12 protein-coding genes are annotated in these 13,387 nt (G+C 41.2%); 5 read left to right on the forward strand and 7 right to left on the reverse strand.

What is annotated here, in order from left to right:
* Positions 1-350: 350 nt before the first annotated feature.
* Together LI074_RS11315 and LI074_RS11320 are read left to right on the forward strand one after the other, a co-directional pair.
* On the forward strand, positions 351-2,021 hold the full coding sequence (locus LI074_RS11315; RefSeq protein WP_173698199.1) for a glycoside hydrolase family 13 protein: 1,671 nt from the start codon (positions 351-353) through the stop codon (positions 2,019-2,021).
* A 207-nt stretch (positions 2,022-2,228) separates the two neighbouring features.
* Positions 2,229-3,284, forward strand: coding sequence for a LacI family DNA-binding transcriptional regulator (locus LI074_RS11320; RefSeq protein ID WP_173698200.1), 1,056 nt, complete (start codon positions 2,229-2,231; stop codon positions 3,282-3,284).
* Between the two features lie 160 nt (positions 3,285-3,444).
* Here the strand turns inward: LI074_RS11320 and LI074_RS11325 are convergent, their stop codons facing one another.
* The 3 genes from LI074_RS11325 to LI074_RS11335 form a co-directional block, all read right to left on the reverse strand.
* Positions 3,445-5,109, reverse strand: a complete 1,665-nt coding sequence (locus tag LI074_RS11325) for an alpha-glucosidase (RefSeq protein ID WP_173698201.1) — start codon at positions 5,107-5,109, stop codon at positions 3,445-3,447.
* A 263-nt stretch (positions 5,110-5,372) separates the two neighbouring features.
* On the reverse strand, positions 5,373-6,308 hold the full coding sequence (locus LI074_RS11330; protein ID WP_055053490.1) for an AraC family transcriptional regulator: 936 nt from the start codon (positions 6,306-6,308) through the stop codon (positions 5,373-5,375).
* A 253-nt stretch (positions 6,309-6,561) separates the two neighbouring features.
* Positions 6,562-7,671 carry a glycoside hydrolase family 172 protein gene (locus LI074_RS11335; RefSeq protein WP_055053489.1) on the reverse strand — a complete coding sequence of 370 codons (1,110 nt, stop codon included), beginning with the start codon at positions 7,669-7,671 and terminating at the stop codon, positions 6,562-6,564.
* A 420-nt stretch (positions 7,672-8,091) separates the two neighbouring features.
* Here LI074_RS11335 and LI074_RS11340 point away from each other — a divergent pair, with 420 nt between their 5' ends.
* Complete coding sequence (locus tag LI074_RS11340) at positions 8,092-8,898, forward strand: sirohydrochlorin cobaltochelatase (protein WP_161276643.1); 807 nt, start codon at positions 8,092-8,094, stop codon at positions 8,896-8,898.
* A gap of 187 nt (positions 8,899-9,085) precedes the next feature.
* Here LI074_RS11340 and LI074_RS11345 read toward each other — a convergent pair whose 3' ends face one another.
* The 4 genes from LI074_RS11345 to LI074_RS11360 all read right to left on the reverse strand — a co-directional run bounded on the left by LI074_RS11345 (position 9,086) and on the right by LI074_RS11360 (position 11,367).
* A complete protein-coding gene (locus tag LI074_RS11345) occupies positions 9,086-9,595 on the reverse strand; it encodes a VanZ family protein (protein WP_025581246.1) in 510 nt (169 codons plus the stop codon).
* Positions 9,592-10,074, reverse strand: coding sequence for a hypothetical protein (locus LI074_RS11350; protein WP_173698202.1), 483 nt, complete (start codon positions 10,072-10,074; stop codon positions 9,592-9,594). The genes LI074_RS11345 and LI074_RS11350 overlap by 4 nt, the downstream gene beginning before the upstream one ends.
* 97 nt (positions 10,075-10,171) lie before the next feature.
* Positions 10,172-10,321 (reverse strand): hypothetical protein, encoded by a 150-nt coding sequence (locus LI074_RS11355; RefSeq protein ID WP_155513426.1) that lies wholly within the window; start codon positions 10,319-10,321, stop codon positions 10,172-10,174.
* Positions 10,322-10,443: 122 nt separating this feature from the next.
* Entirely contained in the window at positions 10,444-11,367 is a 924-nt protein-coding gene (locus LI074_RS11360; RefSeq protein ID WP_008705758.1) for an alpha/beta fold hydrolase, read from the reverse strand.
* A gap of 331 nt (positions 11,368-11,698) precedes the next feature.
* On the opposite strand from LI074_RS11360, the gene LI074_RS11365 reads away from it, so the two are divergent.
* Both LI074_RS11365 and LI074_RS11370 read left to right on the forward strand, forming a co-directional pair.
* Positions 11,699-12,760 carry a DUF5067 domain-containing protein gene (locus LI074_RS11365; RefSeq protein WP_173698203.1) on the forward strand — a complete coding sequence of 354 codons (1,062 nt, stop codon included), beginning with the start codon at positions 11,699-11,701 and terminating at the stop codon, positions 12,758-12,760.
* 196 nt (positions 12,761-12,956) lie between these two features.
* Entirely contained in the window at positions 12,957-13,166 is a 210-nt protein-coding gene (locus LI074_RS11370; RefSeq protein ID WP_008705760.1) for a DUF378 domain-containing protein, read from the forward strand.
* Positions 13,167-13,387 lie beyond the last annotated feature (221 nt).

Raw genomic sequence — 13,387 nt, forward strand, 5'->3', positions numbered from 1 at the left:
AAAGCATTTTCTCCATAAAGTATTTATATTTATGCAATACAACTATACACAAATTCTAAAGTAATTCCATAAAATAATGCAATCAAGACAGTTCAGCAGAGTGTGAAGGACAAGGAAGATACCTGCAGGCGTGCTGACGCACGGCAAAGATATCTGACGCAGGACTTCACGCTATGATGGGCTGGATTGTTTGCAGTAATTTATGGAATTGCTATAAATTATCAGGGGCAAAAGCTATTTACAGCAATCCTCGTAAATAATGCGTATTGAGAGGATTGTTATAGTCAGCTCACATAATTCTCATTCAAATCAAACGTACTAAAATATAATATTATCAGGAGGTCTTTACAATGGAAAAAAGATGGTGGAAAGAAAGCGTCGTATATCAGATCTATCCTCGCAGCTTCTGCGACAGCAACGGAGACGGAATCGGTGATCTTAACGGTATCACCGGCAAACTTGACTATTTAAAAGAGCTTGGAATTGACGTAATCTGGCTCTCTCCGGTTTACAAATCACCAAATGATGACAACGGATATGATATCAGTGATTATCAGGCGATCATGGACGAATTCGGAACCATGGAAGACTTCGACCGTATGCTTGCCACAGCTCACGAAAAAGGCATCAAAATCATGATGGACCTGGTTGTAAACCATACCTCCGATGAACACAAATGGTTCATCGAGAGCCGCAAATCCACAGACAATCCTTACAGAGATTACTACATCTGGCGTCCTGCAAAAGAAGACGGAAGCCTTCCGAACAACTGGGGTTCCTGCTTCTCCGGTCCTGCATGGGAATACGACAAGACAACAGATATGTATTTCCTGCACCTGTTCTCCAAGAAACAGCCTGATCTGAACTGGGACAATCCAGCTGTACGTCAGGATGTTTTCGATATGATGAACTGGTGGCTGAAAAAGGGGGTTGACGGATTCCGTATGGACGTTATCAGTCTCATCTCCAAAGAGCCGGGGCTTCCTGACAAAGAACCTGGAATTAATGGCTATGCAACCTTCAATGTATCCGCAAACGGTCCTCATGTACATGAATACCTTCAGGAAATGCGTCAGAAAGCACTGAATAATGCTGACACGATCACTGTAGGCGAATGCTCAGGTGTTACTCTGGAAGAGGCAAAGAAATATGCAAGAAGCGATGAAAAAGAGCTGAACATGGTATTCCAGTTTGAGCATATGGATGTTGACAGTGATGAAAAAGCCGGCAAATGGACAACCAGAAAGATGGATCTGCGCAACCTGAAAAAAATCCTTACACGCTGGCAGAAAGGTCTTCAGGATATTGCATGGAACAGTCTCTACTGGGAAAATCATGACCAGCCAAGAAGCGTTTCCCGTTTCGGCAATGACAGTGACGAATACAGAGAAATCTCTGCAAAAATGCTTGCAACATGCATCCACATGATGCAGGGTACACCTTATGTATATCAGGGCGAGGAACTGGGTATGACAAACTGCCCGTTTAACACTCTTGATAACTTCCGAGATCTCGAAAGTATCAATGCTTTCCATGAATTAACCGAACAGGGTAAGATGACCGAAGAGGACATGATGGCAGCGATCAGTTATAAGGGACGTGACAATGCAAGAACCCCTATGCAGTGGGACGACAGTGCTTACGCAGGTTTCTCCACAGCTAACCCCTGGATTATGGTAAACCCGAACTACACTAAGATCAATGCCAGAGATCAGGTTAACCGCGAAGATTCCGTATTCAAATATTATCAGAAACTGATCAAGCTCCGCCATGAAAGTGAACTGATCGTATACGGTACCTATGATCTGATCCTTGATGATGACAAGGATATCTACGCTTATATCCGTACACTTGGCGATGAAAAACTGATCGTATACTGCAATTTCAGCGAGAATACACGTGAAGTAGAGCTTCCTGAAGAATTTGTAAACAAAAAAGTTCTTATCTCTAATTACAGTGATGCAAAAGCAAACCCAAAAATCACTCTCAGACCTTACGAAGCAATCGTAATCCAGAAATAATATTCCGTGCAGGGCTGTTGTCAGATATTTTTTGACGACAGCCTTATATTTTGCATTTTTTAATTATTATCGCTCTCTCCCAAACGACTTATGAGCAACAGTTACAATTTTCTTTTATTTTATTCAAACTTTTTTGTGCAATACTTGCATTTTCATGTCCCAATGTGATAATATATTCATATATTTTTGTATTGAGGTGAATCTCACATGATAACAATTAAAGAAATGGCAGAGATGCTGGGAATCAGTACCACCACAGTGTCAAATGTCATTAATGGAAAAACCAGCGAAGTTTCTCAGAAAACTGCTGAAAAGGTTCAGAAACTTCTGGACGAATATGATTACATCCCAAATATGAATGCAAAAAATCTCGCACAGAATCATTCCAGACTCATCGGAATTGTATTAAAAAGGCGAAAGGATAAATACGAGAATATCTTCACAGATCCATTTCACGGCGAATTGCTGGGAGCTCTGGAAGCTGCTATTCGTGAACAGGGCTATTATATGATGCTTTATACTTCTGAAGATATTGATGAAATCGTGCGCAACGTAGTGAGCTGGAACACTGAAGGGCTGATTCTCATCGGTATGCTCCACGACGATTATCTCAAGATCAGAAGTAAATACAAAAAGCCTGCTGTCCTTATCGACAGTTACACTCCAAAAAATATTGCCAGATACGTTAACATCGGTCTGGATGATGAACAGGGCGGATACCTGATGACAAAGTATCTTCTTGACTGCGGTCACAGAAAAATCGCCTTTCTTGCCGACAATATGGAAGGTGTAGACTATATCCGATACACCGGACATCAGCGGGCACTTCAGGAATACGGACTGGATATTGATCTGGATAATCTGATTGTGACCCGCCCTTCCAAATATGAACGTCAGGGAAGTATGGAGGAGATTTATGCAGTCGCACACAAGTTCACTGCCTTTATGTGTTGTTCCGATTATTACGCAGTTACCCTGATGAAATATCTCAAAGAAAAGGGAATCCGCTTTCCGGAAGATCTCTCCATCACCGGATTTGACGACAATTTGTATGCACAGCTTTCATGTCCTTCACTTACCACTATTCACCAGGATATCTTTCCGCGCGGAACCATTGCCGCAGAATATCTGTTCAAAATGATTGATGGTTGGAATCCAAAAACAACGAACCTTTCTCTTCCGGTCAGACTTGTAGTACGTGACAGCGTAAAGCTTCTGAATCCCCCTGAAGATGATTCCTCCGATGACGGTTCAGCTTTATAAGGCACTCAGGGATATCTGTCGCGGGATTTCACGCTCTGATGAGCCGGGAGCAATATGCATTATTTACGAGGATTGCTATAGAAGATTGCTATAATTCATGGATACAAAAAGAACGAAAATCCAAGTACTCATACCTGGATTTCCGTTCTTTTTTCTTCTGCTACATCTCAATAACAAGGAACTGATAACCCTGCAGTTCAATCTTATTTCCATCCATAGCTACATTGTCATAGTTATTGATCAGAACCTTCCTGCACTCTCCTGCAAGTTCAATGGTTTGTGGCTCTTTCTGGTAATTACCAACTACAAGAAGAGTCTTATCCCCTTTACGATAGTATGCCATCAGATTATGTACATCTTCCCATACAGGTTCCAGTTCTCCGTAAACAACAGTCTCTTTGTATTCCGGATCCTTACGCAGTGCGATAAGTTTCTTATAGAAACTTCTCACAGATTCCGGATCATTCATCTGGCTCTCTGCATTGATCTTTGTATAATTCGCATTGACCTTCAGCCATGGTTTACCTGTTGTAAATCCTGCATTCTCACCATCTGTCCACTGCATCGGTGTTCTGGCATTATCGCGGCTGAATCTGGAAACAGCTTTCAGTGCTTCCTCAGGTGTACATCCTGCTTCCAGAGCTACCTTATACTCATCCAGACTGGAAATGTCATCTACCTGATCGATAGATTCAAACTTCACATTCTCCATACCAAGTTCCTGGCCCTGGTAGATAAACGGAAGTCCGCGAAGCATAAAGTTCAGACCGCCAAGCATCTTCTTACTTTCGTCACAGCAGTCACCTTCCGGGATATATCTGCTGACACCACGTGGCTCGTCATGATTTTCAATAATATTGGAAACAAATCCGATATCACCAATTTTTCTCTGTGTTGTAAAGCAACATTTCTTGTAGGCATCCGGAGTAATCTGTTTGCAGTCATACCATCCCTTGTCAGATGCCCCCCAGATAGTCTCTTCGAAGTCAAACATACTGGAGAAATATCCATTATCGCCGATGAAATCCGGAATCTCTTCATCCTTCTCATCGAAAACTTCACCGACAGAGAATGCATCGTATTTTTTAAAGGTGCGGTCTCTCATCTCGCCAAGGAAGTCACCGATTCCCTTTGCTTCTTTCAGCATCTTCCTGATACTGCAAAGACCGTCTTCACGATCCGGCTCATAGTCATGCATCGGAAGTGCTTTCTTGATATTGATAATCGCATCAATACGGAATCCACCAAGACCTTTATCCAGCCACCAGTTGATATTCTTATAAACTTCTTCCCTTACTTCCGGGTTCTCCCAGTTCAGATCGGGCTGTTTCTTATGGAAAACATGCAGATACTGTTTATTTGTTCCAGGAAGATCTTCCCATACAGGTCCGCCGAAATAAGAACGCCAGTTAGTTGGAAGTTCTCCTTCTTTCTTGTCACGCAGATAGAAGAAATTACCATATTTACCATCCGGATCCTCACATGCTTTTTTAAACCATTCATGTTCATCAGAACAATGGTTTACAACAAGATCCATCAGAATGTACATATCTCTCTTCTTAGCCTCAGCAATCAGTTCATCCATATCTGCCATGGTTCCGAAGCGAGGATCAATATCATAATAATCTGAAATATCATATCCCTGATCAGCTAACGGAGAGCGGTAGCAGGGGGAAAGCCAGATAATATCAACTCCCAAATCTTTCAAATAGTCAAGCTTCTCAATAACACCTCTCAGATCTCCAATTCCATCTCCATTGGTATCATAAAAACTCTTCGGGTAAATCTGATAAGCAACCTTTTCATTCCACCATTTCTTTACCATTGTAAAAATCCTCCTGTATTTTTTTATTAACCGACGCTATTATCTGCTTTTTTCCCGGTATTATACCCTCTCACCTTTAGCGCCTAAGTTCTCTGTTCTATTTAAAAATAATTATATCAACATCCACTCCTTCTGTCTTATATTTTTTTGATAAAAAAATACATAATTTTGACTTTTTATATTACCAGCATTCTCTGTAATACAAAAATCAGATAAGTAAACTTTTATTCTCATTACCATAAGCTTACTTATCTGATCGTTATTTACTGTGTTTCTTTTAGTAAATGTCTGCGGTACTGCAGTGGTGTTGTTGATGTATATTTCCTGAACTCCCTGAGAAAGTTTCCCAGATTATTATATCCACATTCCAGACAGATTTCCGTAACTGTCAGATCTGATTCTTTCAGATAATGGATTGCTTTCTTAATCCTGTACTCGTTCACATATTCCATAGGCGAACGTCCGATAACTTTCTTAAAGAATCTGCAAAAATACTGTTCATTCATTCCAATCAGATCCGCCAGATCACGAATATATATCTTCTCTTTATAGTTCTCCTGAATATAAGTCAGAGTGGTCTTGATCGTCTCAATCCGACGGTCATGATTCTTCTCCGTTACCTCAAACAGATTATTCGCAGACAGAACTGCCAGAATCCGAAGCAGCGCTGATTTAATAAACAACTGTCGGGTGATATCATCCGTAACCGCCTCGCCGTCATAATAATTCTCCCGAAAAGAATCTCCGCCAAATACATTACGGATTTCTTCATAAGATTTTCTTACCGGTTCAAATGCCGATTCATTCTTTCGCAGACATCTCGGAAACTGGATACTGCCATTTTGTACCGGCTGGATCAGATTCGTCTGAATCTGATCCAAAGCATATGCAGAGCTTAGCATATCCATATGAAAAACCACCGCATTTTCCACACAGCCGCCGTTTTTTTCAACAGAAATACTGTGAAGTTCCCCGGGATTAATAAAATAAAAACATTCCTCTGAAATGTTGAAACGTTCCATATTTACTTCCAGACAGAACTCTCCACCCGAAAAATAAAGCAGTTCTACTTCTTCATGCCAGTGGTGTTTCACCATATTCCCTTTTATCCTTGTTCCTGTCTGATAGAACGCACAGGGAAAGTCCTGTGTACCATGGACGCGTATTTCCTTTAAAGTTGATGGTTGTTGATTCTGCATGAGGTAAGTCTCCTGTTGTTTGTTATTTTTACATTATAAGACTTTTGTTTTTTTTCTGCAACTTATCTGTATGTATATATTTTTTTGCGGTCAAAAACAGCAGCCCTGCCCGACATAAAAATACCTCTGAAACAGATTTGGGCTGTTCACCATATCTATTTCAGAGGTATCCTATTAATCTATAACAATACAGGATATTTTTACTTATAATAAATGTCTATACATTTTTGTGCCTGTTCAAAGAAGCTCTGTTTTATCTTGGCCATCTGTCTTCTTTTGACATCAATGGTGCGAACGGTGCATGAGGATGTGTCTGATACCAGTACGCAACACTTGCCACGTCATCCTGACGCTCAAATAATCCTCTGTATCCAACACCAATCTGCTGGATCGTCACACGCAGATCCTCATCAAAGCAAATTGGATCCTGAATATGCCAACGATAGAATCCTCTCATTGGAGGGCAGTCATCATTATGATAGAAGTTGTGGATCAGTTCATCATGAGCAGAATAATACGGATAGCCCAGATATGGTGTATTATAATTTTGTTCCACAGTCTTGCCGTCTACCTGTTTTGCAAAACTCCAGGAGCCTCCGAAATAATCTTCAGAACCAGTTCCGCAGATTGTCGGATATTCGTCATCTCCGTCAATATAGAATTTTACTTCGCCTTCTCCCCACCAGTAACGTTCCAGTGTTGTCAGAGCAATATAAGTTCCTACATAATGCCCTTTTCCTTTTACACCATCGAGAATTGTGTAATCTTTCTGTTTCTCTGTCAGGCGCTCCCTTTTCCACTGTGCATGGAAATAAGTGATATCTTCCGGAAGTTCATCATACAGACAATAATCTACCTGATAGAAAAATGCCGGAATTTTATTTGCATGCTGATTCTCTAATGTAATCTTCGCTTTCTTTTTAAACGGCATTGGGAAATAGCAGTTAAATCCTCTGTTTGGCACTACTGCCATCGGTACAGAATTTACAATGCATTCTCTGCCAAATCCACAGCAGAAGAAGTCTCCGAGCGGACTTTCTACAGATGGATACTCTTCATCATCCCAGTACATACGGATAACCAGATCCCTTAATACAAAACAATCTGCATCTGTTGTCTTGTTATCCACTGTAATCCAGATATGATTGATTTCTCCCGGACCTTCCATCTCTGCAAGAGTTACAGTTGCACCCGGCTCAATATCATTCAGGCAGGGACTTCCTTTTCTGGACGGTCCCAGATGGCTCGCTGCCATTCCGCCTTTACCTTTTTCTCCGTGTGGATTCTCTGCATTAATTGCACGGCTTCTTCCATGTTTTGCCAGAGCAATTCCACCAAGTCCACCTTTAAATGACTGATACATAGTTTTTCCTCCCTGATATTTTTAATAATATGGCATTAACACCCAAAAAACATTCCGTTTCTGGTCTGCTTATGCTTTTACTCCACATGCCATTATATACCATCCATAATCTATTTGTAAACCTCACACGACTGAAGTCGCGTACTTCCAGACGCTTTAGGCGTCAGACTGAATATCGGCGGATACGCCTGTAACTTATAGCAATCCTTGTAAATAATACATTTAAGAGGATTGCTATAGCTTTTACTTGTGTTTCCCTATAACTCCCTGTATAATAAAAAACAATGTCTATTATCATGACATCTTTTTTATATGAGTGCGCAATCAATTAACTTTTACCGCCACTACATCTGTTTTGCGGAAAACCTGTCAGTGGCAGTTGTGGTAAATGCCAATATACTTATTATAAGGAGATTTAAAATGGGGGTAACTGAAAAAACAGCAATTCTTGTTATCAGCTTCGGCACAAGTTATGAAGAAACGCGAAAAAAAACAATTGAACAGATTGAATCTGACCTGCATCATGCATTTCCGGAATATCCGTTATACCGCGCATGGACAAGTCCCCGTATCCGCGCCAAACTCCAGAAGCGGGACGGGATCCACATTATGGATATTGATGAGGCAATGACCCAGCTGAAAGCGGACGGAATTCGAAATGTCGTTGTACAGCCAACCTATGTGATCACCGGATTTGAGAGTGATGCTATGAAAGAAAAAGTTCTTGCACATAAAAAGGATTTCGATTCTGTCATTATCTGTGATTCTCTGATGGTTACAAAGCAGGACAAAGAAGAGGTCTGTCAGGCTATGGCACAGGAATATCACCCTGATTCTGATGAAATTCTCTTATTTATGGGACATGGAACAGAGCATGTTGCCAATGAACTTTATCCTGAGATGGACGAACTGTTTAAGCATTTCGGCTATTCCAATATGCATATGGGAACGGTTGAAGGGGATTTCTCCATTGAAAGCTTTCTGGATAAATTAAAAAATCTGCATCCGGCTCATGTTCATCTGGCACCTTTTATGATCGTCGCAGGTGATCATGCTACCAATGATATGTCCGGAGAGGACGATGATTCCTGGAAAAGTATTCTGGAAAAAGAGGGATATTCTGTCAAATGTACTCTGAAAGGTCTTGGCGAGATCCAGGCGGTCAGAGATATTTTTATCCGCCATACCAAAGCCGGACTGGACAGACTTTCAGAAATCCAGGCTTAAACGCAGCATAAAATTGAGAGTACATTCAAGTCAAAAGGTTACTGTTCCCTCTGTTCACAGCAACACGCTTTACGGGATATTACCAGTAAACAATAACGTCAAAAGGAGCATATCACATTAAGTTCTCATTAATGTGGCAGCTCCTTTTTGTCTTTCCTTTTTTGAATATGTATTTTTTCCTGATTATTTAATGACTTCTTTTTTTCTTCTTTTTATTAGGATTATTCAGTACAGACCAGCAGAATGCCTGAACAAGAAGTATTCCGATAAACGCCCCTATACTGTCGATTCCCACATCCTTTACCGCAGGTGTACGGGCATCCACAAAAGACTGATGATACTCATCCAGCCCTGCAAATCCCACACAGACAATTCCCGCAAGAAGCATCAGCCAGATTCCTCTCACACCATAGACATATAAAGGAAAAGAAATAGCGATAGCCAGCAGAAAATACTCTGTCATATGTGCCGCTTTTCTCACATAATAGTGAATTCCATCTGCCTTATAAGCAATCTCTTCACTGCTCAGATTCTCTGACAAAAGCTCGCTCTTCGTTTCTATGATCTCATAACTTATTTTATAGCTCAGATTACCTGAAACTTCACCCGGCTGGGCTGAGAACGAAAAGATGATATACATCATCAGCAGTGCCGGTAAAAAAGACAACGGTTTCAGCAATGTGATCAATATTTTCATTCTTTCTCGTTTTCCCCGTCTTCCTCTTCGTCTTCCAGATTCTTAACCATATTAGCCCTTTCAGCAATGCTCATTGATCTGTTCTGCCCGGATGCATCCTCTTTCTTCAGTTCTCCGCCTGCGGCAGCTTCCATTGCCGCATTCTTCGCAGCTTTTGCTTTCTTGATCTTCTCTTCAGAGAGCATATTTTTAATGCCGAAAAACAGCAGACCAGCACCAATAGCTGCAAATGCAATTCCGGCAAGCATAAATCCCATACTTGTTCCTTCTTCGCCTGTCACATATCCCTTACAGAGACTGTAACTTGTATACAACAGATACACTCCCGCCAGACTCCAGAGTATAAATCTTCCATTGGAGACTTTCTGTTCTTCTGTATCCGGCTCTTCTTTCCCGCTCTTTGCAATTTCCAGCGTATCTTCCTGCTGAATCGCTGCCGGGCTTTGTTCCAGCAGTTCTTCGTTTTCGTTTTTCTCCATAAAAACCTCCTCATATTTATAACTTTTATAACTGTTCAACACCTTAACAGATGAAACTATCTTATCATTTTTTCTTTCAAACGTAAAGTCTTATACCTTAACAGCGAGAAAGACTGCCGAATTGCTCCGACAGTCTCTCATTTTTTACAAGTTCTCCCTGTTCTGCCGCCGGATTTTTCTCCGTACAGCCTGCACAGCCAATGCTGAAAACAAGTATCAGCAACAATATCATTTTGTTTTTTCCCAATATCCGGTTCTCCTCTCTTAAAATGGATTTTAATGGTTCTATAGCAATTCGCAGCCATCAAACAACAAATAGTTACAGATCGTTATAGTTTAACCGGATATCTCTCCATTTTATACATCCACTCAGAAACCTTTTTTTCTCATATAGACAGCAATATCATGATAAACCTGCTCCCTGCCGATCTCATTAAGAATTTCATGACGCATTCCCGGATACAGTTTCCCCTTTACATCTTTATAACCGGCCCGTCGCATAGCCCGCACTGTCTTTGCAAAATGGCGCACATTGATCAGACAGGGATCCTCAGCCCCGCTTACAAACAATACCGGCATATCTGGATTTGTACAGGAAAAATGCTCCACATCATAGGCACGCTTCATCAGTTCAAATAATGCCAGATACGCATCGTCCGTAAAAGTGAAACCACACAATTCGGATTCCTCATATTCTTTCGCCACATCAGGGTCAGAACAGATCCAGGCTGTACACCTCTTATCCTTTCGGAATTTCATTGCCCCTGCACCAAATGACATTGTTTCGATAAGTTTACTTCTGTGTCTCGGTCCAAAGACTGCTTTCTCTGTCTTTGCAATGGCAACTCCCAGAGGCATGGCAGTATTGTAGCTTGGAGAACCGCACACGATCAGCATATCTACGCAGCTGTCATGTTCTGCCACAAATGCCCTCACTGCTAGTGAGCCCATACTGTGCCCCATCAGGATCAGCGGAAGTTCCGGATAATATGCATGGATTTTCCTGTTCACTGTTCGGATATCCTGAAGCATCGCCTGTGCTCCCCCACCGTATGTAAAGCCGAGATCATCCTGATGTTTTACACTTTTTCCATGTCCTCTGTGATCATGGATCACCACCACATATCCAAGCTTTGCCAGATACTGCATAAACGGAATATATCTCTCTTTATGCTCACTCATTCCATGAACCAGCTGTACAACTGCACGATAAGGTTTCTTATCCGGTATCAGTGCCATGACCGAAATCTCAAGCCCGTCTGCTTCTGATTTAAAAGAACTCTCATACTTCATAGATCCACGCCTTCTTTCTGTATTTTCGCATATTATTCTTTATTTTTTCCGCTTCGATGTTACTGTTCACTCCGTTCTCAGCAACACTCTGATTACTATAATTTTGATTATAAGTAAGACAATTGCCATTGTCAACGCATTCTGATATAATCAATTATATCGTTACTGTTCACTCTGTTCTCAGTAACGCAGATATAAAATTGAAACTTTTTAACATAATACGTTTCAGAGCAGTTATGCTCTAAAGTGTGTTTGAAAAATCATTCCCACAAATTGTGACGCACATCTTGCGTAAAACATTTTTCAAGCATACTCTAAGACAGGAGGCAATATGACAAAAAGTAATAAAAAAGGACATGCCGGGCTGATCATTTTCATTCTGATCCTGATTTTCGCCATTGGAGGAGGTACCGGCTTCTATTTCTATCAGCGACAGCAGCCACGAAAAGCAGTGGAACATTTTCTTGACAGCATGAAGAAAATGGACTTCGACACGATGGAATCCCTGATTCAGAGCAGTGATCTCACTGCGCTGGACAATGCTGATATCCGAGATGCCGCATACACAGATTTCTTCTCAGAGATCAACAAAAAAATGACTTATAAAATCACGAAAAACAGATTTGATATTCAGAATGGTACAGCTTCTGTCACAGCACATATCACTTACATTGACGGAACTAATATTTATAAAGCGACTATCACTGAATTTCTCCGTCAGATCGTTTCCAACGCTTATGCCGGAAACCAGCTTACAGAAGAAGAGACACATGCAAAACTTGCTTCCATCCTGAGTGAACAGGCAAAAAAAGTGGAAAAAGATGTATTCTCCGAAACAGATATCACCTATCCGGTGATCAAAACAGATTCCGGATGGAAAATTGTTTCCCTGGATGATGAGACAGTAAAAATCATGTCAGCTAACTTCAAGAGTGTTGAAGAGGAAATAAACAACTCCCTCAACAATATGGACGGTGAAGATTCCTCAGGTTCTTCTTCCAATGCACCGGAAGCATCTGCAGATGATACGCTTAATCTCACAACAGAAAAATTTACGATCAAATATACCAAACATACGATTACCAAAGACTTTGCCGGAAATCCATGTATTATGGTTTATTACGATTACACCAATAATTCTTCCTCTGCATCCAGCGCAATGGTTGATGTCAGCCTAAAAGCTTACCAGCATGGAGAATCCTGCGAGGCAGCGATTCCCGAGAATAATGACGATGCGATCAATCATTTTACAGCTGAGATTCAGCCCGGACAGACCGTTAATGTATGCCAGGCATTTACACTGACAGATGAGAGTGATGTAACAGTTCAGGCACAGGAGGCATTTTCCTTTGATGAGGATGCAACTGCCAGACAGATACTTAAAGTAAAATAATCCGATTGTCAGACAGAGTTCCTCAATTGAGGCAGAGAACTTATTTGATTCTGTTAAAATATGCACAGCGATTTAAAATTAATTTGAACCTGCTGTGCATATTTTTTGTCTTCCATGGAACAATATGAAATGTAATAGCTTTATGATTCCTGTCAGAGCTGTCTGCAGCCACAGGGAGACGAAAGGATGGTGACTTATGGGAAGTAAATGTTTAAGATATACGGCACTGACGATTTCCATCATCGGAGCTGTTAACTGGGGACTGATCGGTTTTTTCAATCTGAATCTGGTTGCTCTCCTTTTCGGAAGCATGAGCTGGATTTCCAGAATCATATATGGTCTGGTAGGAATCTGTGGACTCTGTCTTCTGACCTTCTACGGCGATTCAGACACTGAATCTGAATAAGAAAGAATCCTGCAAGCAGGATTCTCAGCCTGCGGCGGGTCGCTTCAGCGACATAATTCCTCTACGCCGCAGTGCGATCCTGCCCGAAGGGCTTTTTTATGTTATAGGAACATTACGGAGTAATTTCCTATAATATAAAAAAAGACTTCGGAAAATCCGAAGTCCCAAGAGCGATAGACGGGGCTCGAACCCGCGGTCTCGACCTTGGCAAGGTCGCGCGT

Origin of the sequence: Blautia sp. MSK18_10, assembly GCF_020553185.1 — a bacterium.
In the GTDB taxonomy this organism is placed as follows: domain Bacteria; phylum Bacillota; class Clostridia; order Lachnospirales; family Lachnospiraceae; genus Blautia_A; species Blautia_A wexlerae.

Excerpts from the sequence above, each read along its gene's own strand:
- LI074_RS11315 (WP_173698199.1), top strand. The coding sequence starts at position 351 with ATGGAAAAAAGATGGTGGAAAGAAAGCGTCGTATATCAGATCTATCCT.
- LI074_RS11320 (WP_173698200.1), top strand. The coding sequence starts at position 2,229 with ATGATAACAATTAAAGAAATGGCAGAGATGCTGGGAATCAGTACCACC.
- LI074_RS11325 (WP_173698201.1), bottom strand. The coding sequence starts at position 5,109 with ATGGTAAAGAAATGGTGGAATGAAAAGGTTGCTTATCAGATTTACCCG.
- LI074_RS11330 (WP_055053490.1), bottom strand. The coding sequence starts at position 6,308 with ATGCAGAATCAACAACCATCAACTTTAAAGGAAATACGCGTCCATGGT.
- LI074_RS11335 (WP_055053489.1), bottom strand. The coding sequence starts at position 7,671 with ATGTATCAGTCATTTAAAGGTGGACTTGGTGGAATTGCTCTGGCAAAA.
- LI074_RS11340 (WP_161276643.1), top strand. The coding sequence starts at position 8,092 with ATGGGGGTAACTGAAAAAACAGCAATTCTTGTTATCAGCTTCGGCACA.
- LI074_RS11345 (WP_025581246.1), bottom strand. The coding sequence starts at position 9,595 with ATGAAAATATTGATCACATTGCTGAAACCGTTGTCTTTTTTACCGGCA.
- LI074_RS11350 (WP_173698202.1), bottom strand. The coding sequence starts at position 10,074 with ATGGAGAAAAACGAAAACGAAGAACTGCTGGAACAAAGCCCGGCAGCG.
- LI074_RS11360 (WP_008705758.1), bottom strand. The coding sequence starts at position 11,367 with ATGAAGTATGAGAGTTCTTTTAAATCAGAAGCAGACGGGCTTGAGATT.
- LI074_RS11365 (WP_173698203.1), top strand. The coding sequence starts at position 11,699 with ATGACAAAAAGTAATAAAAAAGGACATGCCGGGCTGATCATTTTCATT.
- LI074_RS11370 (WP_008705760.1), top strand. The coding sequence starts at position 12,957 with ATGGGAAGTAAATGTTTAAGATATACGGCACTGACGATTTCCATCATC.